Below are 20276 nucleotides of genomic sequence, written 5' to 3'. Positions count from 1 at the left end.
TTATAGTCCTGCCCGATCTTCCCTGCAACCGCTTTCCCTGTGATCGGAGCTGTGCATGAACAAACGGACGTTACTGGCCTGGGCTGGCGCTGTTGCCGGTGCGCTGGCCGCTGCCTATGCGCTGGTGGGAAGCGGCTCGGCGCCGCCCGCTGCGGCGGTGTGGCCGGCGACCAAGGTGGCGCTGGCCACGGCCGAGCAGGTGCAACTGGCGCGGCAGCGCTTTGCTTCGGGGGAGTTGGAGGCGGTCAACCAGGTGCAGGTGGCGGCCGAGATGCCAGGGCGTATTACCCGCATCGCCTTCGAGTCGGGGCAGACAGTCGCGGCCGGGCAGTTGCTGGTGCAGCTCAACGACGCACCCGAGCAGGCCCTGCGCGTGCAGTTGCAGGCCAGGTTGCGTAACGCTGACGTGGTGTTGCAGCGCAGCCGCAAACTGCGCGCGATGAATGCCGTGTCGCAAGAGCTGCTGGACAACGCCGCCACGGCCGTGGACGTGGCCCGTGGTGAGCTGCAGCATGTCGAGGCGCTGATTGCGCAGAAGGCCATTCGTGCTCCGTTCGCCGGCAAGCTCGGCATCCGCCGTGTGCATCAGGGCCAGTACCTGGCCGCTGGCGAGACCATCGTCAGCCTGGCCGACATCAGCCAGTTGCATGTGAACTTCGCCTTGGGCGAGCAGGCCGCCCCCGAAGTGCACGCCGGGCAAGTGCTGGCACTGACGGTGGACGCGGTGCGTGGGCAAGACTTCCAGGCGCGGGTGGTGGCGGTCGATCCGGTGGTCAGCACAGCACGCCTTGTGCAGGTACAGGCGGCCTTGCCGAACCCGCAAGGGCAGTTGCAGCCGGGTATGTATGCCGGCGTGCGGCTGGATGCTGCGCAGCCGTCGACCGTGCTGGCCGTGCCGGAAACCGCGATCACCTACACCGCCTATGGGCAGACGGTGTTTGTCGCGACCCAGGACCCGCAGCATGGCACCCGGGTGAGCCGGGTGCAGGTAACCACCGGTGAGCGCTGGCAGGGGCGGGTGGAAATCACCTCCGGCCTGACGCCCGGTGACCGTGTGGTGGTTTCCGGCCAGCTGAAACTGAGTGATGGCATGCCGGTCGAGCCCGTGGCGCAGGACAGCCTGCAGGCCAGCCAGGGAGGGCGGCAGTCGTGAGGTTTACCGACGTCTTCGTGCGCCGCCCGGTGCTGGCGCTGGTGGTCAGCAGCCTGATCATCCTGATGGGGCTGTTTGCCATGGGCAAGTTGCCGATCCGCCAGTACCCGTTGCTGGAAAGCTCGACCATTACCATCAGCACCGAGTACCCCGGTGCCTCCGCCGAGTTGATGCAGGGTTTCGTGACGCAGCCGATCACCCAGGCAGTGTCGTCGGTCGAAGGCATCGACTACCTGTCCTCGTCGTCGCAGCAGGGGCGCAGCCTGATCACCTTGCGCATGGTGCTCAACCGCGATTCGACCCAGGCGCTGGCCGAAACCATGGCCAAGGTCAACCAGGTGCGCTATCGCCTGCCGGAAAAAGCCTACGACCCGGTGGTGGAACTGTCGGCAGGTGACTCCACCGCCGTGGCCTATGTGGGGTTTGCCAGCGACAGCCTGTCGATACCGGAACTGAGCGATTACCTGTCGCGGGTGGTGGAACCGCAGTTCTCCGGTATCGACGGCGTGGCCAAGGTGCAGTCGTTCGGCGGGCAGCGCCTGGCCATGCGCCTGTGGTTGGACAGTGAGCAGATGGCCGGGCGCGGGGTGACGGCGGCGGACGTGGCGCAGGCGGTACGTGCCAACAACTACCAGGCAACGCCGGGCCAGGTGCGCGGGCAGTACGTGCTGGCCGATATCCAGGTGGACACCGACCTGACCCGGGTCGAAGACTTCCGTGAGCTGATCATCCGCAACGATGGCACCGACCTGGTGCGCCTGCGCGATATCGGCACCGTCGAGCTGAGTGCGGCGGCCACGCAGACCAGCGCCACCATGGACGGCAAACCTGCCGTGCACCTGGGGCTGTTCCCCACGCCCAGCGGCAACCCACTGGTGATCGTCGAGGGTATTCGCCAACTGCTGCCACAGATCCAGCAGACCTTGCCGCCTGGCGTGTACGTGGCGCTGGCCTATGAAACCGCACGCTTCATCGATGCGTCGATCCATGAAGTGCTGCGCACCTTGGTGGAGGCGATGCTGATCGTGGTGTTGGTGATCTGGCTGTGCCTGGGTTCGCTGCGCAGCGTGCTGATCGCGGTGGTGGCCATTCCGCTGTCGATGCTGGGGGCTGCGGGCCTGATGTTGATGTTTGGTTTCAGCCTCAACCTGCTGACCTTGCTGGCGATGGTGCTGGCCATCGGCCTGGTGGTGGACGATGCCATTGTGGTGGTGGAAAACGTGCACCGGCATATCGAGGAGGGCAAGTCGCCGATCGCGGCAGCATTGGCCGGGGCGCGGGAAATTGCCGGGCCGGTGATCGCCATGACCCTGACCCTGGCGGCGGTGTATGCGCCCATTGGCTTGATGGGCGGGCTGACCGGCACGCTGTTCCGTGAGTTTGCCTTGACCCTGGCGGGGGCGGTGATCGTGTCCGGCATTGTGGCGCTGACCTTGTCGCCGGTGATGAGCTCGCTGTTGCTGCAACCCGGTCAGCAGCATGGGGCAATGGCCGCTATCGCCGATCGGTTGTTTGGTACGCTGAGCGGGGTCTATGGACGGGTGCTGGCCTACACACTGGCACACCGCTGGATCAGTGGCGGCGTGGCGTTGCTGGTGTGCCTGAGCCTGCCCTGGCTGTACCTGCTGCCACAGCGCGAGCTGGCGCCGCCCGAGGACCAGGCGGCGGTGCTGACCGCCATCAAGTCGCCGCAGCATGCCAGCCTCGAATACGCAGAACGCTTTGCGCTGAAGCTCGACCAGGTGATGAAGTCCATTGCCGAAACCACCGACACCTGGATCATCAACGGTACCGACGGCCCGGCCGCCAGTTTCGGTGGCATCAACCTCAGCGCCTGGCAGGCGCGCGAGCGTTCCGCCGCACAGGTGCAGGCGCAGTTGCAGCAGGCCGTTGCGGATATCGAGGGCAGCAGCATCTTCGCCTTCCAGGTCGCGTCGCTGCCGGGCTCCAGCGGTGGCCTGCCGGTGCAGATGGTGCTGCGCAGCGCCCAGGATTACCCCGAGCTGTTCCAGACCATGGAAGTGCTCAAGCAACGCGCCCGCGACAGTGGCCTGTTCGCCGTGGTGGACAGCGACCTCGACTACAACAACCCAGTGGTCAAGGTGCGCGTGGACCGGGCCAAGGCGGCGAGCCTGGGCATCAGCATGCAGGCCATTGGTGAGTCGCTGGGGGTGCTGGTGGGCGAGCAGTACCTCAACCGCTTTGCCCTGTTCGGGCGTTCTTATGACGTGATCCCGCAGAGTATCCAGGACCAACGCCTGACGCCTGCGGCGCTGAGCCGCCAGTATGTGCGCGCCGAGGATGGCAGCCTGGTGCCGCTGGCCACGTTGGTGCGCCTGGATATCGAAGTGGCACCCAACCGCCTGTTGCAGTTCGATCAGCAGAACGCCAGTACCCTGCAGGCGATCCCGGCCCCGGGTGTATCGATGGGCAACGCCGTGGCATTTCTGGAACAGCTCACCGCCGAGCTGCCACCGGGCTTCAGCCACGACTGGCAATCGGAATCGCGCCAGTATGTGCAGGAGGGCTTTGCCTTGATGTGGGCATTTCTCGCCGCCCTGGTGGTGATCTACCTGGTGCTGGCGGCGCAGTACGAAAGCCTGGTCGACCCCCTGATCATTCTGGTGACCGTGCCGCTGTCGATCTGCGGTGCGCTGCTGCCGCTGGCGCTGGGCTGGGCCACGCTGAACATCTACACACAGATTGGCCTGGTGACGCTGATCGGCCTGATCAGCAAGCACGGTATCCTGATGGTGGCGTTCGCCAACGAGATTCAGGTGCGCGACAACCTCGATCGTGCTGCCGCCATTGTTCGTGCGGCGCAAATACGCTTGCGGCCAGTGCTGATGACCACGGCGGCGATGACTTTTGGCGTGCTGCCACTGCTGTTCGCCAGCGGCGCCGGCGCCAACAGCCGTTTCGGGTTGGGGGTGGTGATTGTGTGCGGGATGCTGGTGGGGACCTTGTTCACCTTGTTCGTGCTACCGACGATCTACGCCTGGCTGGCACGCGATCACCGGGTGAGCACGGCGCGGGCGAGGCAGTTGGTCGAAGCTGAAAGGCAACTGGGGGCGCTTTAGGGGCAACGGTCTGTTCATTGGCTGAAAGTTGCACCATCCCTGTACGAGCGGGTTCAGGCGGGGGAGCGGTCGCGGCGCATCTGGGTGACCAAGGTAAAGCGGTCATCCGGGTGCACGGTCTCGGAAACCGCCATCAAATCACCATTTTCCTCGCGGTAGTGGCGGATGATCTTCAGTCCCGGCGAGCCCGCCTCGGCCTTCAGCGCCCGGGCCATTTCCGCTGTCAACAACACCGCGCGCACCTGCTGGTCGACCACTGCGATTGCCCGGCCATAGTGCTGTTCGATCAAGCCGGCAATCAGCTGGTCAGGGTGCTCGCGGGCCAGCTCGATGACCGCGGTGTAGTCGCGCTGTGCATACACGTCGGTCCAGCACAGCGGCGCGCCATCGTGCTGCCGGTCGACGCGGATGCTCGACACGCAGAAGTAATGCTCCCCTGGCACCAGCCCCAGCCTCGCCGCCTCGCTCAGGTCGGCGACAAAGTGGCGCACGCCCTGGATTTCCCGCTGCTGGGTGTCTGCCAGGTGCGCCAGCTCAGCCACGCTGGCCAACGACTGCGAATAGCCGCCGCGCGGGCTGCTGGCCTCCACCCGGGTGCCCACGCGCTTGCGCCGCGACACCAGCCCTTGAGTGAGCAACTGGTCGATAGCGGCACGCACCGTGTGCCGGCTCACATTGTAAAGGTCGCACAGCTCGAACTCGGTCGGCAGCAGGCTGCCCACCGGGTAGCGGCCGCTGGCAATCGCTTGCATCAAGTCCTTTGCCACGGTGGAGTAGCGCGTTGGGTTCATACCTTTGCTCGGGCTCGCCAATTTCATCGGTTGACAGTGTAACAGCGGCCGAATGCCGAACGCTCCGGCCGCCCACAGCGGTCAATGCTGCTGCCTGGCCCGCAGCAGCAGCGCTGCCAGGGCACACCCGACCAATGCCAGGCACGCCAGGTAGAACGCATCACTGTAGGCCATCAGGTAAGCCTCTCGTCGAATGGTCGCCTCCAACGCTTCCAGCATTTGCTGCTGAGGCGGCAGCCAGCTTTGCACCGTCTGGTTGATACGCGCCTGCACGCTTGGCTCGAACAGCGTCACCTGCTCGTGAATGCGCTCACTGTGAAAGCGTTCACGGGTCGCCACCAGTTGCGTCAACCCGGCCGTACCGATGGCGCCACCCAGGTTGCGCAACATCGAGAACACCGCCGAGGCTGAGCCGGCTTCACGCTTGTCCAGCCCGGCCACCGCCAGCACCGATAACGCAACCATGATGAAAGGCTGGCCAATACCACGCACCACCGTGGACGGGATGATCACGTTGTCGGCACTGTCGGCGCTCAGGCCAGCCCCCAGCCAGCAGCCCAGCGCCATGATCAAAAAGCCGCTGGCGACCATGAACTTGGCACTGGTCCAGCCCATCAGCCGGGGCATCAACGGCGCCAGCAGCAACTGCACCACGCCATAGGCGATCAGCGCCACGCCCACGTCGTGCGCGCTGAACCCCTGCAACTGCGAGAGGTAGTTGGGCACCAGGAACACCAGGCCGAACGTGGCAGCGCCAAAGATGAACATCGCCACGCTGGCAACGCCGAAGTTGTAGTGCCCCAGCAAGCGCAGATTGATGAACGCGCGCTGGCCGAACAGCTGGGTCACCACGAACACCACCAACGCAATGGCAGCGACCACGCTCATGCCGACAATGAGCGGCGAGCCGAACCAGTCCAGCCGGCCGCCTTCTTCCAGCACGATCTGCAAGCCGCCCAGGCCGATCACCATGGCCGCGATACCCAGCCAATCACCTTTGCGTAACAGTTCGAGCTTCATCGGCTTGGCTTCGATCGACCAGGCGATGGCCAACAGCAGCGCAATGCCGGGGAAGAGTTGCAGATAGAAGATCCAGCGCCACGAATAGGCATCGGTCAGCCAGCCGCCAATCGACGGCCCGGCGGCCTGCGCCACGCTGTTGGCCAGGCTGAACAGCGCCATGCCCATGGCCATCTTGCTGGCCGGCAGTTCGGTGATGATCAGCTGGAACGACAGGGGAATCAGCACCGCGCCCGCAGCCCCCTGGATCACCCGGATTACGATCATCGCCTCCAGGTTGGGCGCCCATGAGCAGGCCACCGAGGCGATCAGAAAGATGAGCGAGCCGGTCCACATGACCCGGCGCAGCGAGAACACGTCCACCAACCAGGCCGTCAGCGGAATCATCACGATTTCCGCCACCAGGTAGGCGGTGGAGATCCATGAGCCTTCCTCGAAGCTGGCACCCAGCGAGCCACGGATTTCCGGTAGTGCGGCGCTGGTGACATGCACGTTCATGCCCGCCATGAAGCAGCCGAACAGGCCGCCAAGCACCGCTACCCAGGCACGCAGCGAAACCGGCTGTTCAGTGCGCATCGGCAACCTCTGCGGGGCGTGTGTCGACTGTACTGACCACCGACATGCCGGGCAGTACCTGCGGGCCATCCAGCGGTTTGTCGAGCAAAATGCGCACCGGGAAACGCTGGACGATCTTGGTGAAGTTGCCGGTGGCGTTGTCCGACGGCAGCAAGGCGAAGACATTGCCCGAGGCTGGCGAAAAACTGGCCACATGGCCATGCAGTGGCTGGCTGGCGAAGCTGTCGACACGTATTTCTACCGGTTGCCCGGGGCGCATGCGGGCCAGTTGGGTTTCCTTGTAGTTGGCCACTACATAGGCTTGCTGCAGGGGCACCACAGCCAACAGCGGCTGGCCCGGCACCACGTACTGGCCGGTGCGCACGCGGCGCTGGCCGACCACGCCGGTGATCGGCGCGCGGATCACGGTGTCCTGTTCGTCCTGCTCGGCGAGCTGCTGGTGGGCCTGGGCGCGTGCCAGGGCCGCTGCCCGTTGTTGCAGCTCGGCCTCGGCCTGGGCTGCCCGGGCCTTGGCCATGGCCAGTTGTGAGCGTTGCTGGCGCAGCGCGGCCTGGGCACCTTGCAGCGCGGCTTGTGCCTGGCTGGCATGGGCACTGGCGGTTTCCAGGCGCTGCACGGTCGCTGCGTCGTCACGCACCAGGCCACGGTAGCGTTGGACATCCAGTTCACTGCGGCGCTGTTCGGCGGTGGCGCTGCGCACGACGGCCTCGGCCTGCAGGATGGCTTGCTGTTGCTGGTCGATGCGCTCGGTCGCTACCTGTTGGCTGGCCTGGGCGGCGGCCAGTGCCGCCTGTGCCTCGGTCACGCCAGCCCGGGCCTGGTCGAGGCGGGCGCGGTAGTCGCGGTTTTGCAGGCGCACCAGCACATCGCCGGCTTTCACCGGCTGGTCGTCAGCCACCTCGACCTTGGCTACGTAGCCCGCCACGCGTGGGCTCAGGGCCACCCAGTCGGCGCGGACATAGGCATCGTCGGTGGTTTCCAGATAGCGGCCGGTGCTGAACCAGTAGCTGGTGAAGGCCAGCAGGGTGATTGCGGCCAGGCTGCCGCTGGCGATGACTGCCAGGCGGCGACGGGTTTTAGCGCTCGGCCGCTGTTCAGTTTCGGCGGGTGAGGGTTTGTCTACGGCAACATTCATGGTTGGTTTCCAATCTCGAATTGGGCCTGCTGGCTGTCGGTTGTGGGAGCCACTGTCTTGCTCAATTTCTAAAAGCTGGCGCGTGTGGGAGCGGGCTTGCCCGCGAACACGGGCGAAGCCCGTGCCATCCACCGCGGTGTATTCTTCGCGGGTACAGTGGGCGGTGCTCGCTGCTGGTCTTGCCTCTCGCTACCACCGCCCGCCCAGCGCGCGGAACAGGTTTACCTGCGCTTGCGCCAGGCGCCCTCGGGCTTCTGTGTGGTTGGCCCGCAGGCTGATCATTTCGCGCTCGCTGTCGAGCAGGGCCAGCCCGTCCACGGTGCCGGCACGGTAGTTACCCTGGGCCAGGGCAAAGCTGTGCTGGCTGTGCGCCAGGGCTGCGTCAAGCGCCTGCAACCGTTGTCGCTCGCCGTCGTAGCGGGCCAGTGCCTGGCGCACGTCTTTCAGCGCGCTCAGCGCTACGCCGCGGTAACGGGCGACCTGCGCCCGCTGCAATGCCTCGGCCTTGCTCACCCGTGCGCGGTTGGCTTTCAGGTTGGGAAACTCCCAGCGGATCAGCGGGCCAATGCCGAACATCACCGCGCGGCTGTCGCCGAGGTTGGCAAGGTGATGGTCCGAAGACGTCAACGAAGCGCCGAAGCTGACCTTTGGGTAAAGGTCGGCCCGCACGATGTCGGTCTCTAGGGTGGCCGCCTGCAGTTCCCGTTCGGCCTGGCGCACATCTGGCCGGCGTTCGAGCAAATGCCAGCCATCGCCAGCCGGCAGCGGCACCGACAGCGTGGGGATGGCTACGCAGGTCGTGGCCTCGGCCACCGAGGCCTGGCCACTGAGCATGCTCAGTTCGTAAAGCGCCATCTGCCGCCGGGCTGAGAGCATCGGCAGTTGCGCACGCACCTGTTCCCGCAAGCCCAGCAGGCGCTCGCTGTCGAGGGCAGTGGCCACACCGGCCTGGCGCTGACGCTGGCTGAGTTGCACGCTTTGGTCGAGGGTTTGCAAGGCCTGCTTCGCTGCCTCCAGACGCGCCGCGTAGGTGCACTGGTCGATGTAGGCGCGGGTGGTCTGGGCGACCACCTGCAGGCGTACCAGATCTAGCGCCGCAGCGCTGGCTTCGGCTTGCACCCTGGCACGTTGGATGGCGGCGCGTACCTGGCCCCAGATGTCCACCTGATAGGCCAGCTCGAGGCCCGGGTTGAATTGCCATTGCGACGGCGCGTTGCTGTCGGTCGCCTCGGCCAGCGTCTGGTCATCGGCGCTTCTGCCATAGGTAGCGGCAACGCCCATGTCGGTAGACGGCCAGCGCCTGGCGTCGAACTCGCCGATGCCGGCCAGCATGGCCTGCACGTTGGCCTCGGCCTGTGCCAAGCCTTGGTTGTGCGCCAGGGCTTGCTGTACCCAGCGATTGAGTTGGGGGTCTTGATACAGTGCCCACCAGCGTTCGGGCAGGGGCTGTTTGCTGACGCCGGCCGGCATGTTCGCCAGCGGGTCTGCCTGCAGCGCTACAGCGGGTTCGGCAGGTGTGGGTTGGTGGCCGCAGGCCGCGAGTGCAGCAAGCATGCCGAGGGCTGTGGCAAGCCGGGCAGGGCCGGGAAATGAGTGCAGTAAGGGCATCACGATTGTCGCTCAAAGGTCGTGATGCGAGGTTAACGAGGGTTGCATGGGCGTCGCTGTCGCAAGCGGGACAACCCTGCGCGCAAGCGGGACAACCTGAGGCTCAGTACTCGCGCGCGGTACCGTTTTGCCAATCACTCGGCGCATGGCCGAGGATGCGCTTGAACATGGCAGTAAAGGCGCTGGCGCTCTGGTAGCCGTGCTCCAGCGCAACGTTCAGGATCGGCTTGCCATCGGCCAGGCATTGCTGGCTGAGCATCACCCGGGCACGGGCGCGCCATTGGCCATACGACATGCCCACCTCGCGCTGGAACAGCCTGGCCACACTGCGGGCACTCATGTTCAGTTGTGCGCCGCATTGCTCCAGGGTCAGGTCCTGGGCCGGGTCCTGCAGGAAGCGCTCGCACCAGGCACGCAGGCGTGCGTGCTGCGGCGTCGGGACGAAGGCATCGATGCGCCGGGCGGCGGCGAGTTCGTACAGGATCAGCGCCCGAGCATGCGCGCCGTCGCGCAGGTTCAGCACCCGTGACGCCGCCAGGATCAGTTCGCGCAGCAGGCCGGACACGACGATGACCTGGCAGCGTTCGATGTGGGCATCGAGCAGCAAGGTGCGCATGCAGACCACGCCTTTCATGCGGATGGCATGGCTGACCCCGGCGGGCATCCACAAGGCATGCCCGCCGGGGATCACCCAGCTGCCGCCCTCGCTGCTGACCCGCATCACGCCGCTGGCGGCGTAAATCAGCTGGTCTTCGGCGTGGCAGTGGCTGGCCACTTCATCGCCGTGTCCGTAGTCCCTTTCCAGTGCTTGCATGCAGGCCATCCTCGTTATTGGATCCAATTATATCGAGGCGACCTTGTGCCGGGTTGCGAAGTGTGGGCTACGAGCGAATTGCCATGATTAGAAATGGCTGTAAAGCGATTTTTTATGGTTAATTATTGCTGTGAAGTCAGCGACTACAGCTTGAAAGTGGTGAGTGTTGTTAAATCCAGACATCGCTCTCTGCTGTGCGATTCCCCCCTTCATGACCGGTATTCAGAATGCCCCGCGGTTCGATCATCATCAGTTTCGCTTCGCCTTGCGCAGCGGTCCGGTGCTCGACGCCGCGGGGCACCACATAGAGTTCCCCGGGGTTCACATGCACGCAGCCATCCGGCAGGTCGATACGCAGGGTGCCTTCCAGCACCAGGAATGCTTCGTCGGTCTCCGGGTGCGCGTGCCAGATGAATTCGCCTTCGATGCGCACGACCTTGAACTGGTAATCGTTCATCTCGGCAACGACCCTGGGGCTCCATTGCTGTTCGATTAGCGCTGCCTTGTGGACCAGGTTCACTGGCAGGGAGGGATGTGGATGACGGGATTCAGGCATGACAGTTCCTCGGAAAGTGGAGTGGTCAGCCTATCGCTCCGGGCGAGTCCGGTTCTTGTACGATCCTGCAAGCCTGCTCCCACGGGATACGCGGGCGCCTGCGGTAACTCAGCGTGACGCTCGCAAACGCTCCAGCCAGCGTAACGGCGGTACGCCATAGCAGCGGGTGAAGTGCCGGGTCATGTGGCTCTGGTCATGAAAGCCTGCGGCAAGGGCGGCGTCGACCAAGGTGAAGCCGTCCAGGATCATTCGGCGCAAGCAGTCGAGGCGGCGCAGGGTGACAAAGCGATAGGGGCTGGTGCCGTACAGCGTGCGAAAGTCCCGCGACAGGCTCCAGCGTTCGCGGCCACTGGCCTGTTCCAGCATGTCCAGTGTTATGCCCACATGCAGGTGTTCCATGATGAAGGCTCGGGCGCGTTCGGCTGCCTGGTAATCCAGGCGCTTGCGCCCGCGCGGCTTGCCGCCGACGGCCCGCAAGGCGATCGCCAGGTCATACAGGGCGTCCTGTTCTTCCAATGGTTCCAGCGCGTGGTCCACTGCCTGTACGAACGCTTCGCTGGCGTGGTACAGACGCGGGTCGCTGGACAGCCCGCCAGCGATGAAGGGCAAAGGCTGACCACCCAGCACGTTCTGGATCAGTGCCGGGTCGACGTAGGCCATGCGGTAGCGAAAGCCTGCGTCGGTGCCGGCCATGCCGTCATGCAGTTCGTCCGGGTGCAGCACCAGCGTGTTGCCCGGTATGCCGTGGCGCAGCGAACCCTTGTAATGGAAGCTTTGCACACCGGCCAGCGTACGGCCGATCGAATAGGTATCGTGGCGATGCGGGTCGTAGCCGTGGCTACCGAACCAGGCTTCGATACGCTCGATACCGCCCGGTTGGGCACTACGGATGACCCAGTCGGACGGCGGTAGGGGCTTCGCTTTGCGGGCCATCGCGGTCAGTGCCTCCTGCTCACGCCCGGGTGGGCAGGCTCATGTGCAGCAAGGGGAACGGGCGACCTTCGCCATCCAGTGGTGAACGGCCAGTCTGGACGAAGCCATAGTGCTGGTAGAACGCTGTTGCCTGTGGGTTCTGCTCGTTGACATCGACACTCATCGCACTGCGTGACTGGCGGCCGAAATCCAGCAATGCACGGCCAATGCCCTGGCGGTGGCGCGCTGGGTCGACGAAGAGCATTTCCACATGGTTTTCATTGAAGCCGACAAAGCCCAGTGGCTGGTCATCGGTGTCTACCGCAACCCACAGCTCGACGGCCGGGAAGTACACGTCGCGCAGCTGTGGCAACAGTGCGTCGATGTCGGAGGGTTGCAGGAAGTGGTGCGTCGCGCGAACAGCGCGCAGCCAGATGTCGAGCAGCTGCGGGTAGTCTGCAGCGATGCCTTGGCGAATGATCATGGTGTCATCCTGAGTGTATTGATGGCGGATGTGCGCGCCAGTGAGCGGCGGCCATGCAAGTGTCGGCATCATGAATGACCGCTTCGCGAGTCAACGCCTGGGCGGTGCACGGCAGGGGAGGCCGGAAGGGAAGTGAGCGGAAGATTACCCCGGTCGCGCAGTAGGGGGCAATGGCGATTGCATAGGGTGCAGTGCAGGTTTCGACTCGGCTAGGATGCATGTCGATGCTGGAATTGAACCCGAACAACAAGCACGGCCCGGGAGCACCCATGAACCGCAACGAACTGCGCAAAGCCGATATCAACCTGATGGTGGTGTTCGAAGCGCTGATGCAGGAGCGCAACCTCACCCGTGCCGCGGAGAAGCTGTTCGTCGCCCAGCCCACGGTCAGCGCCGCGCTGGCCAGGTTGCGTGCGATGTTCAACGACCCGCTGCTGGTTCGAGTGGGCAACCGCATGGAGCCCTCGGCCAGGGCCGAAGAGGTGATCAAGTACCTCACGCCAGCCTTGGATGCGATGTCTGTCGCCCTCAGCATGACCCATGATTTCGACCCGCTGACCAGCAGGATGACCTTCCGCATCGGCTTGTCCGATGATGTCGAGTCGGGCCTGCTGCCGCCGCTGTTGCGGGCGCTGCGGGTGGAGGCGCCAAACGTGGTGGTGGTCGTGCAGCATGTGGACTACTGGCGCATTCCGGACCTGCTGGCGGCGGGCGACGTGACGGTGGGTATCAGCCAGACCAAGGGCCTGCCCGCCAATGCCAAACGCAAGGTGCTACGCACCCTGCAAGCCAGGGTAGTGCGGGCCGACAAGTCCAGCACGCCGCTTTCACTGGATGAGTTTTGCCAACGTCCGCATGTCCAGGTTTCGCCAACCGCCAACACCCAGGGTGTGGTCGATGACTGGTTGAAAGACATCGGCCGTGAACGCAAGGTGGTGTTGTCGGTGCCGCAGTTCAGTTCGCTGCCGGCGATTCTGGCCGGTACCGACCTGCTGGCCTGTTGCCCGGACTATGCCGCACAGGGTATGGAACGCTGGGGCAACCTGCAGGCCGAGACGCTGCCGTTCGAGACTGCTGCACTGGAGCTGGCCATGGTCTGGTTGAGCACCACCGACAGCGACCCGGCCGAGCGTTGGCTGCGCAGTCGCCTGGAGCACTACATGGGCGGACTACGGGAAGCGGTCATGGGATGATGGATTTGCATCGTGCTGCAACTGGCTGCCGATGAAGTGCGCCGGGTGCAGTTGGATCAGTCACTTTCGTTGGCCTGTTGAGGAGTAGAGCGCTTGCGTGGTTTTTTCGCCGGCCGCTTGCCGGGCTTGAGCTGCCAGCGGTCGGCGTTGGCGAGCAGGCGTGCCTGGATTGCGGGTGGGTAGTCGCTCAGGGTTGTCACGGGTGGGACTGGCTTGCCGGGCAGGCCGGCCTCGCGGATGACCTTCGGCCAGCGCGGTCGCCAGCACAGCAGCAGGCTGAGCCAGTGGGCGGTGCCGATGATGACGAACGCGGGCCAGACAAACAGCAGTGCAACTTTGAACAGCCAGCTGCTTTTGCGGAAGAAACGCCCAAGGCCTTCGAACTGGGCGCTGAATGCTTGGATGGGTGAGGGTAGCTGGGTGCTCAGGCGGGGGCGGGGGACGGCGTGTGGGCCTTCTTCCATATAACGACGGATGAATTCCCACTCATCACGCAGTTCGCTGCCGCCTTGGCCTTGTTTGCCCAGCAGGGCCATTTCCATGTGAGGCAGGCCGGTGCGGCTGGGGTGCCAGACCAGGCCGAGCCGCGTGCCCACGCTGAGTGAGTCATCTTCTGGGTCGATGGCTGTGCTTCCGGTTGTTTTCCACGGGAAAGTGACGATGCCGCCGCAGTATTTCGGTCGATGTAGGTGAACTTGTTGGGTTACTCGATTGAATCGAATGAGCAAGTGACGGCTAGTCAGCATTTCTAGTCGGGTTAAGTGGATTCCATACTTTGAATAAAGATACACTAAGGCCGAGCTGACTGAGAGCATTATAATTGTTGAAAGAATAGTGATTACGGAGCGCCCCTCAGGATCGGTGATGTCCATCCATAAAAATCCAGTGCTGATCATTAGTCCCACAGCAATGGCCGGGGCGACAGCGCCGAGCGTTGCGAGCGTAATAAGCCCACGCTTCTCTTCTGAGCCTCCGCAGCGCATTTCTAAAACAGTTTCGCTGAATGCGAAAATAGGTCCTCTTGCATAGGGTTGTTTACTAACGGATTGGAAGTGGATTTCTTCACTCAGGTCACCCTCATACAAATCTTTACGCTTTTCGCTCGGTGTCAGTTCTGCTTCATATGATTTTCTCGCGGCTTCGGATTCAGTAGCCATTTTCCAAAAAACCCATTCGATCAGATACATCACAATACCTCGCTGAATGCGGAGTGCAGGGTCTTCAGCTCTTCTTGTTCTTCAAACGGTCTTGAGTTTTTTGCAAAGCGAAAGCTGCTGCGTTTGCACCACTTTTCCAAAGCGTCGTCTTCAAATATGTAAATAATCAATGTGAGGACCAAGCCAATCCAGAACGCCCCAAGAACGAGGCGGGTAAGTAATAACCGAGCAGCCTGCGTTCCGAGCTTTTTTGCAAGTGCTCCCAATGAGGTGGATAGCATCCTGACGAGCTTGGTCTTGGCATTTTGAGAAAGGTAGTCGAAAAAAGGTTTTGCAGTCGCAACGGCCGTTCCTAACTCAGCAAGTGAGAGAGTCACTGTAGCGACCCCTCTTACAAAATAAGTAGCCGCCAAGAGTCTGGAGTTTTTTTGAACCTGCTTGGTAGCGCCACTCTGGCTGCTTTTGTAATGCTCAATCGAGTCAGTGAAATCCCACCACGCGAGTACCAACCCCCCGGTGCCAGCTAAACTGGCGCCCCATAGTTTCAAACGCCCTAGAGCGGCCGCTGCTCCTCGTCCGGTCACACTGTTCGCGCCGTACCGCGCGACCACCTGGTCCACATAACTGGCTCCAACTTCGAAGCCCGCCGCAGCCGTAGTCATCGCGGCCGCCAGGAGTTCGGTCTTCACCCGCGCATCACTGTCAGGCAGTTCGCGCGCTTTGAAGGCCATCAGCATCCCCTCCAGCAGGCACACTAGCCCGGAAACACGCACTTTGTAGAAGTCACTGTTCCGGGCCTGCATCAACCCTTCAGCCCAAGCCTGGTCGAGGTACCTTGATACCTGGCCTGCGCTGCGTTGTGGGTTGATGGGCTGCCCGCTACGTGCAGCTTCACTCAGGCGAATATCGACAGCCGTTTCATGCACCGAAGCGAACAAGGTCAGCCGCAAACCCTGGTGCAGTGCGCGGTCCATGCTGTTGGGGGTCGCGGTGCGCAGCACTTGCCGCCCCAACGCGACGTACCAGGCATACAGGCCGATGCTGGCCGTGCTGCTCTGTGCTTGCATCTGTTCATACAGGGTGTTGATGCGCCCAAAGGCATTGGCAGCGACATGGGCTTGCCTGGCAAGCGCTTCCGGCAGGGCGAAGGATGACGCTGACGGCGGTTCGCTTTTGGCCGCTTCCAGCAGCGCCGCCAGTTCTTCCCGCAGGTCCTCCTGGTTGTAGGTGATGCCGCGTATTGCCAGGTTGCCCCGGTCTGCCACGTCACTGCGCCACCAGTGGTCCAGTACCTTCGTGCCCCCTTCACTCAACTCCATGCCGATCACGCACTGGCCGGTCTGTTCGGCAAAGGCCAGGCCGTTGATGAGGTCGGCGTTGTCGTAGCGGTCCAGCGCTTGCAACAAGCGTTCGCTGACCACCCAGCGGGTATGGTCCTTGGCGCGGTCTTCGGCGGCTTGCTGAGCGTGTTGCATGGCCTGCTCGAAACCGTCGAGCTGATCGTGCATGGCCTGGCGGTCGACCAGGTGGCCGTATTTCTGATCGAACCGCTTACGGAACTCGCCGGCATCCTGGCGGGCCTGGACTTTGCTGCGGACGCCGCGCTCGAACTGCGCCATGTGCGGCTTCATGCGTTCATCATGGGCATCGGCCTGTTGCCTGGCCCGTTCGGAGAACAAGTAGATCTCGGGATGCAGGTGGAGCTGGTTGCGGACTTTTTCGGCCATGACTTCGCGCTTGACGATCTGCTCGGCCACCATCTGCGGGTAGAGCTTTTCGATTTCCAGAAACGACTGCGCGACCAGCAGCTTGCGCTCGTTGTCGACCCCGGGCTCCACAGTTCGCGCCAGCCACTGGGTTTTCACATCCTCGACAGCGGCGTTGCGCCAGGCGTTGAGCTCCTGGGTGATCCCGATGGCGTCTTCGATGACGATGGCGGCGCCACGGGGTTTGCTGTGGTTCACCAGCGGTGCCAGCGCTTGGCGTGATGCGTGCGGCGAGACGATCTGGTCGTTGTTGAACGGCTGCAGGTCCAGTAGCGCCTGCAGGTCTGCATCGTCCTGGGCCTTGAAGTCGGCCACCCAGCTCAGTTGGTCATGCTTGAGGACGTGGGGCTGTGGCGGGGCGTCGGAAGGCTGGATGAAGCGGGCGATATCGATTGTGGGCAGGCTGCTGCGGTATTCGTCGTCGAGCAGGCGGTAGTTGTCGAGCATGCGCGGGGTCAGCGGGGAAGGGCTGAACAATGGACGCAGCTCCTGGATGTCATCCAGGTCGTAGAGGGTGATGGTCCAGCCGAAACCGCGAAGGATCTCATCCAGATTGCCGGCGCTGGGGGCAGGCTCCCAGGGGGCGTCGCTGCTGATGTACAGCAGCGAGCCATTGGGCGCCACGCGGTACTGGCTGTGCCATTCGTAGGCCGGTGCGCTATGGCGCTTGATCAGCAGGTAGAGAAAGCCCTCGCGCAAAGGGCGGATGGCGTAGCTGGAATGGGTCAGCTCGCCGACATCCTGGAACGGGCTGAGATAGCCCGGCAATTTGGGCAGGCGGGCACGTTGTGCCGGGTTGCCGCCGACGGCGGCGTAGCGCAGGGGCAGCAGTTCGAAGCGGCGGGTGCAGTCGGCGACGGGGCTGTTACGCAGGGCCGGGCGGTAGCCGGAGGTGATGCGCCTGCACAGTTCGAGGGTTTCTTTCAACGAGTCCATGTATAGCTCCAGCGAGCAGGGATAATCATCAAATGCATGCAAGCGTTGCATTCGACCCGAGGCTGGACACTAGCGAGGAATCACTTCTCAAAGGAGCATTGCGCTTCCGATAGGTGCGTAGGAAATTTCTGATTAAGCGGTATCGTTGACGTTGGCAGGCTTTTCGTCGCCTTTCACGTCAACCCACCTGCCTCTCGTTGCGCCAGGGCTATCGGGTGCAGAGCCACCCTGGTCGCTTTTTTTAATACGGTGCCGCATCGAGACAGGGCCGCAAAGCGGCCCGATCTCACCCAGCTTGAGCGTGCCGGGGGATGAAGCTGGAGGTGAAGGCCAGTTGGAAGCGGGCGTGCCCGCAAAAGAGTGTGCACGCCCAGGGGCGATCTTTAGAAATCCGCCTCCAGGCTCAGCAGGTCCTGCACCGTCTGCCGCCGGCGGATCATCCGCAGGGCACCGTTCTCGATCAGGAACTCCGGCAGCAGCGGCCGGCTGTTGTAGTTCGACGACATCGACGCGCCATAGGCCCCGGCATCGTGGATCACCAGCAGGTCGCCCACCTGTGCCTGGGGCAGGTCCTGCGGGGTCAGTGCCTGGTCATCCTGGGTGAACACGTCACCCGATTCACACAACGGCCCGGCCACCACGGTCGGCTGGCGCGGGCGATCTACTGCCTGGCCATCGGCATCGAGCAGGGTCATGCCGTGGTAGGCGCCGTACATCGCCGGGCGCATCAGGTCGTTGAAGCCGGCGTCGATAATGACGAAGGTATTGCGCCCCACCTGTTTCACGGCACGGACTTCGGCCACCAGATAGCCCGACTCCGCCACCAGGAAGCGCCCGGGTTCGATCTCCATGCGCACCGGGTGGCCGAGCATCGCTTCGATCTCCTTGCGCGCCACCGCCCAGGTCTGCGCATAACGCTGCAGGTCGACCGGTTTGTCGGTGCTGCGGTAAGGGGTGGAAAGGCCGCCGCCGATGGAGAACGCCTCGATGTCCACGCCCAGGCGGCCGATCAGCTCGATCATCGAGCGGGCCACCTGTTCCAGGTGCTGGTAGTCCACCCCGGAGCCAATGTGCATGTGCACGCCCACCAGGTGCAGGCCATGGGCCTTGATGCACGCCAGCGCCTCGTCCAGCTCTTCGTGCCAGATGCCATGCTTGCTGTTTTCGCCGCCGGTATTGGTCTTGCGGCTGTGGCCATGGCCGAAGCCCGGGTTGATGCGGATCCACACGCGGTGGCCGGGCGAGCGCTCACCCAGTTGGTGCAGCATGTCGATGGAGCCGGCGTTGACTTCGATCTTCGACGCCACCACGCGTTCCAGGGTGGGGCGGTCCAGCGCGTCGCAGGTCAGCACCACGCCGGCAGGGTCACCGTCAACGCTCGCGCCGGCGGCGAAGGCCCGTTCCATCTCACCCAGCGACACGGCGTCCAGCACCAGGCCATGGGCGCGCATCAGGCGCAGCACATGCAAGTTCGGGTTGGCTTTCTGGGCGAAACGTACGGTGTCGAACACGTTCAGCTGCTCGACACGATCGGCGATGGTGCGGGTGTCGTATGCCCATAGTGGCGAGCCGTGCTGGCGAACCGCCTCGGCCAAGAGGGTGAAGGGTGCGGTCATGGTGGCGTTACTCGTATAAGGAAGGCCACGAGGATGAGCCAAAGGGTGAATTCAGAAAAATAGCTATTTTTCTATCTGCCATTCATATTTGATATACCCATTGTCGACTCTCCGGGTATTGCCGTGAAACTGTCCGTCCGCCACATCGAAGTGTTCCGCGCCATCATGGCCGCTGGCAGTGTCACGGGGGCGGCGCGCCTGCTGTTCACCTCGCAGCCGACCGTCAGCCGCGAACTGGCGCGGCTGGAGCAGGTGACTGGCCTGAACCTGTTCGAGCGCGAGGGCGGGCGCCTGGTGGCGACGGCCCAGGCGCTGCTGTTGATCGAAGAGGTCGAGCGGGCCTACGTCGGGCTGGAGCGGATCGATCGCTTTGCCCAGGCCATCCGCAACTTCGAGCAGGGCCGGCTGGCCATCACCTGCCTGCCGCTGTTCTCGCAAACCTTGTTGCCCAAGGCTTGCCAGCGCTTTCACCAGCAGCACAGTGGCGTGAGCGTGAGCATTCTGGCGCAGGAGTCGCCGTTGCTGGAGGAGTCACTGGTTGCCCAGCAGCATGACCTTGGCCTGACTGAAGTCGAACAGATACCGCGCGGCGCGTATGGTGAATTGCTGTTCAGTGCCAACATGGTGTGCGTGTTGCCCGAGCATCACCCGCTGCAGGTGAAGGCTGAACTGGAGCTGAGTGATTTCCATGAGGTCGATTTCATTAACCTGGCCAGCCTGGATACCTACCGCCAGCGTCTGGATCAGCACTTTCGTGCAGCCGGGGTTAACCGCCGCACGGTCATCGAAACCACCAGTGCCGCTTCGGTGTGCGCCATGGTCAGGCAAGGCCTGGGGGTGGCGATCATCAACCCGCTCAGCGGGCTGGAGGCGGCGCAAGGCGGGTTGCCGATCCGCAGGTTACGGGTATCGGTGCCCTATCAGGTGATGCTCATACGCCCGGACCATCGGCCGGCATCGGCAGCGGTGGAGCCGTTTTGCGAGGCGTTGCGGGTGCAGGCCAAAGAAATGCAGCAGGCGCTGGCCTGATCATTGTGGGGGCAACTGTCTTGCTCAATTTCTAAAAGCTGGCGCGCTCCCACAGGGTGGACCGCGCTCCCACTAGGCAGGGTTCAAAGCTCGCAGACCAAGGTTCCAGTACCGGCCAGGATGTTCTCCAGGGTTTCCTTCACTTCATCCATGTCACTCAAATCGCTGGTCAGGTTGATTTCCAGTACTTCATCCCCCTTCAGCGCGTCCCGGTCGCCTGCCGCCACTTCGATCAGCAGGCGCTTGGCGCTCAGGGTCACCTTAAGGCCATCCAGCGTCGACGGCTCGTCATCCAGCGTCAGGTCGACGGTGTCCTCGTCCGGGTAACGGGTAAGCAGGAACATCTGACCCTTGTCGCTGTGGCAGCACAGGGTCGCCATGTTGTCTTCCTCGTCATCGCAAGGGGTGGCGAACAGCAGGGCGGTGTTGATTTGCATGAGCAGGCTCGGG

The 20276-nt window shown here is 63.5% G+C and carries 16 protein-coding genes; 4 read left to right on the top strand and 12 right to left on the bottom strand.

Going from position 1 to position 20276, the window contains the following annotated elements; translation table 11 throughout:
* Nucleotides 1-55: 55 nt before the first annotated feature.
* Both LU682_RS20680 and LU682_RS20675 read left to right on the top strand, forming a co-directional pair.
* Nucleotides 56-1153 carry an efflux RND transporter periplasmic adaptor subunit gene (locus LU682_RS20680; protein WP_010953066.1) on the top strand — a complete coding sequence of 366 codons (1098 nt, stop codon included), beginning with the start codon at nucleotides 56-58 and terminating at the stop codon, nucleotides 1151-1153.
* A complete protein-coding gene (locus tag LU682_RS20675; protein WP_010953067.1) occupies nucleotides 1150-4233 on the top strand; it encodes a MexW/MexI family multidrug efflux RND transporter permease subunit in 3084 nt (1027 codons plus the stop codon). The genes LU682_RS20680 and LU682_RS20675 overlap by 4 nt, the downstream gene beginning before the upstream one ends.
* 53 nt (nucleotides 4234-4286) lie before the next feature.
* Here the strand turns inward: LU682_RS20675 and LU682_RS20670 are convergent, their stop codons facing one another.
* From LU682_RS20670 to LU682_RS20635, 8 genes are all read right to left on the bottom strand, one after another.
* A complete protein-coding gene (locus tag LU682_RS20670) occupies nucleotides 4287-5024 on the bottom strand; it encodes a GntR family transcriptional regulator (RefSeq protein ID WP_049586672.1) in 738 nt (245 codons plus the stop codon).
* 81 nt (nucleotides 5025-5105) lie between these two features.
* A complete protein-coding gene (locus LU682_RS20665) occupies nucleotides 5106-6620 on the bottom strand; it encodes a DHA2 family efflux MFS transporter permease subunit (protein ID WP_049586675.1) in 1515 nt (504 codons plus the stop codon).
* Nucleotides 6610-7755 carry an HlyD family secretion protein gene (locus LU682_RS20660; protein WP_049586676.1) on the bottom strand — a complete coding sequence of 382 codons (1146 nt, stop codon included), beginning with the start codon at nucleotides 7753-7755 and terminating at the stop codon, nucleotides 6610-6612. Before LU682_RS20660 ends, LU682_RS20665 begins: the two co-directional genes overlap by 11 nt.
* Nucleotides 7756-7944: 189 nt before the next feature.
* Nucleotides 7945-9363, bottom strand: a complete 1419-nt coding sequence (locus LU682_RS20655) for an efflux transporter outer membrane subunit (RefSeq protein ID WP_079732510.1) — start codon at nucleotides 9361-9363, stop codon at nucleotides 7945-7947.
* 103 nt (nucleotides 9364-9466) lie between these two features.
* Complete coding sequence (locus LU682_RS20650; protein WP_010953072.1) at nucleotides 9467-10177, bottom strand: AraC family transcriptional regulator; 711 nt, start codon at nucleotides 10175-10177, stop codon at nucleotides 9467-9469.
* 169 nt (nucleotides 10178-10346) lie between these two features.
* The gene (locus LU682_RS20645) at nucleotides 10347-10733 is read right to left on the bottom strand and encodes a cupin domain-containing protein (protein ID WP_010953073.1); all 387 of its coding nucleotides are present in this window, start codon (nucleotides 10731-10733) and stop codon (nucleotides 10347-10349) included.
* A 108-nt stretch (nucleotides 10734-10841) separates the two neighbouring features.
* A complete protein-coding gene (locus LU682_RS20640; RefSeq protein ID WP_010953074.1) occupies nucleotides 10842-11666 on the bottom strand; it encodes an AraC family transcriptional regulator in 825 nt (274 codons plus the stop codon).
* A 19-nt stretch (nucleotides 11667-11685) separates the two neighbouring features.
* On the bottom strand, nucleotides 11686-12129 hold the full coding sequence (locus tag LU682_RS20635; protein WP_049586679.1) for an acetyltransferase: 444 nt from the start codon (nucleotides 12127-12129) through the stop codon (nucleotides 11686-11688).
* 269 nt (nucleotides 12130-12398) lie between these two features.
* Between LU682_RS20635 and LU682_RS20630 the strand changes: the two genes are divergently transcribed.
* Nucleotides 12399-13322: a LysR family transcriptional regulator gene (locus LU682_RS20630; protein ID WP_010953076.1), complete on the top strand. Its 924-nt coding sequence runs from the start codon at nucleotides 12399-12401 to the stop codon at nucleotides 13320-13322.
* Nucleotides 13323-13378: 56 nt separating this feature from the next.
* Here the strand turns inward: LU682_RS20630 and LU682_RS20625 are convergent, their stop codons facing one another.
* The 3 genes from LU682_RS20625 to lysA form a co-directional block, all read right to left on the bottom strand.
* Nucleotides 13379-14509 carry a DUF6708 domain-containing protein gene (locus LU682_RS20625; protein WP_079732511.1) on the bottom strand — a complete coding sequence of 377 codons (1131 nt, stop codon included), beginning with the start codon at nucleotides 14507-14509 and terminating at the stop codon, nucleotides 13379-13381.
* Nucleotides 14509-17181: a T6SS effector BTH_I2691 family protein gene (locus LU682_RS20620; protein WP_049586683.1), complete on the bottom strand. Its 2673-nt coding sequence runs from the start codon at nucleotides 17179-17181 to the stop codon at nucleotides 14509-14511. The genes LU682_RS20625 and LU682_RS20620 overlap by 1 nt, the downstream gene beginning before the upstream one ends.
* Before the next feature lie 383 nt (nucleotides 17182-17564).
* Entirely contained in the window at nucleotides 17565-18797 is a 1233-nt protein-coding gene (gene lysA / locus LU682_RS20615; RefSeq protein ID WP_010953079.1) for a diaminopimelate decarboxylase, read from the bottom strand.
* A gap of 123 nt (nucleotides 18798-18920) precedes the next feature.
* On the opposite strand from lysA, the gene LU682_RS20610 reads away from it, so the two are divergent.
* Nucleotides 18921-19826 (top strand): LysR family transcriptional regulator, encoded by a 906-nt coding sequence (locus LU682_RS20610; protein ID WP_010953080.1) that lies wholly within the window; start codon nucleotides 18921-18923, stop codon nucleotides 19824-19826.
* Nucleotides 19827-19909: 83 nt separating this feature from the next.
* Here LU682_RS20610 and LU682_RS20605 read toward each other — a convergent pair whose 3' ends face one another.
* Nucleotides 19910-20263, bottom strand: a complete 354-nt coding sequence (locus tag LU682_RS20605) for a hypothetical protein (RefSeq protein ID WP_020192899.1) — start codon at nucleotides 20261-20263, stop codon at nucleotides 19910-19912.
* Nucleotides 20264-20276: the final 13 nt, after the last annotated feature.

The sequence above is a fragment of the Pseudomonas alloputida genome, from assembly GCF_021283545.2.
In the GTDB taxonomy this organism is placed as follows: Bacteria; Pseudomonadota; Gammaproteobacteria; order Pseudomonadales; family Pseudomonadaceae; genus Aquipseudomonas; species Aquipseudomonas alloputida.
The sequence above is the reverse complement of the archived record's forward strand: the minus strand, read 5'-3'. Positions and strand labels throughout refer to the sequence as shown.

Coding starts and splice junctions, on each gene's coding strand:
- LU682_RS20680 (WP_010953066.1), top strand. CDS start 56: ATGAACAAACGGACGTTACTGGCCTGGGCTGGCGCTGTTGCCGGTGCG.
- LU682_RS20670 (WP_049586672.1), bottom strand. CDS start 5,024: ATGAACCCAACGCGCTACTCCACCGTGGCAAAGGACTTGATGCAAGCG.
- LU682_RS20665 (WP_049586675.1), bottom strand. CDS start 6,620: ATGCGCACTGAACAGCCGGTTTCGCTGCGTGCCTGGGTAGCGGTGCTT.
- LU682_RS20660 (WP_049586676.1), bottom strand. CDS start 7,755: ATGAATGTTGCCGTAGACAAACCCTCACCCGCCGAAACTGAACAGCGG.
- LU682_RS20655 (WP_079732510.1), bottom strand. CDS start 9,363: ATGCCCTTACTGCACTCATTTCCCGGCCCTGCCCGGCTTGCCACAGCC.
- LU682_RS20650 (WP_010953072.1), bottom strand. CDS start 10,177: ATGCAAGCACTGGAAAGGGACTACGGACACGGCGATGAAGTGGCCAGC.
- LU682_RS20645 (WP_010953073.1), bottom strand. CDS start 10,733: ATGCCTGAATCCCGTCATCCACATCCCTCCCTGCCAGTGAACCTGGTC.
- LU682_RS20640 (WP_010953074.1), bottom strand. CDS start 11,666: ATGGCCCGCAAAGCGAAGCCCCTACCGCCGTCCGACTGGGTCATCCGT.
- LU682_RS20635 (WP_049586679.1), bottom strand. CDS start 12,129: ATGATCATTCGCCAAGGCATCGCTGCAGACTACCCGCAGCTGCTCGAC.
- LU682_RS20630 (WP_010953076.1), top strand. CDS start 12,399: ATGAACCGCAACGAACTGCGCAAAGCCGATATCAACCTGATGGTGGTG.
- LU682_RS20625 (WP_079732511.1), bottom strand. CDS start 14,509: ATGTATCTGATCGAATGGGTTTTTTGGAAAATGGCTACTGAATCCGAA.
- LU682_RS20620 (WP_049586683.1), bottom strand. CDS start 17,181: ATGGACTCGTTGAAAGAAACCCTCGAACTGTGCAGGCGCATCACCTCC.
- lysA (WP_010953079.1), bottom strand. CDS start 18,797: ATGACCGCACCCTTCACCCTCTTGGCCGAGGCGGTTCGCCAGCACGGC.
- LU682_RS20605 (WP_020192899.1), bottom strand. CDS start 20,263: ATGCAAATCAACACCGCCCTGCTGTTCGCCACCCCTTGCGATGACGAG.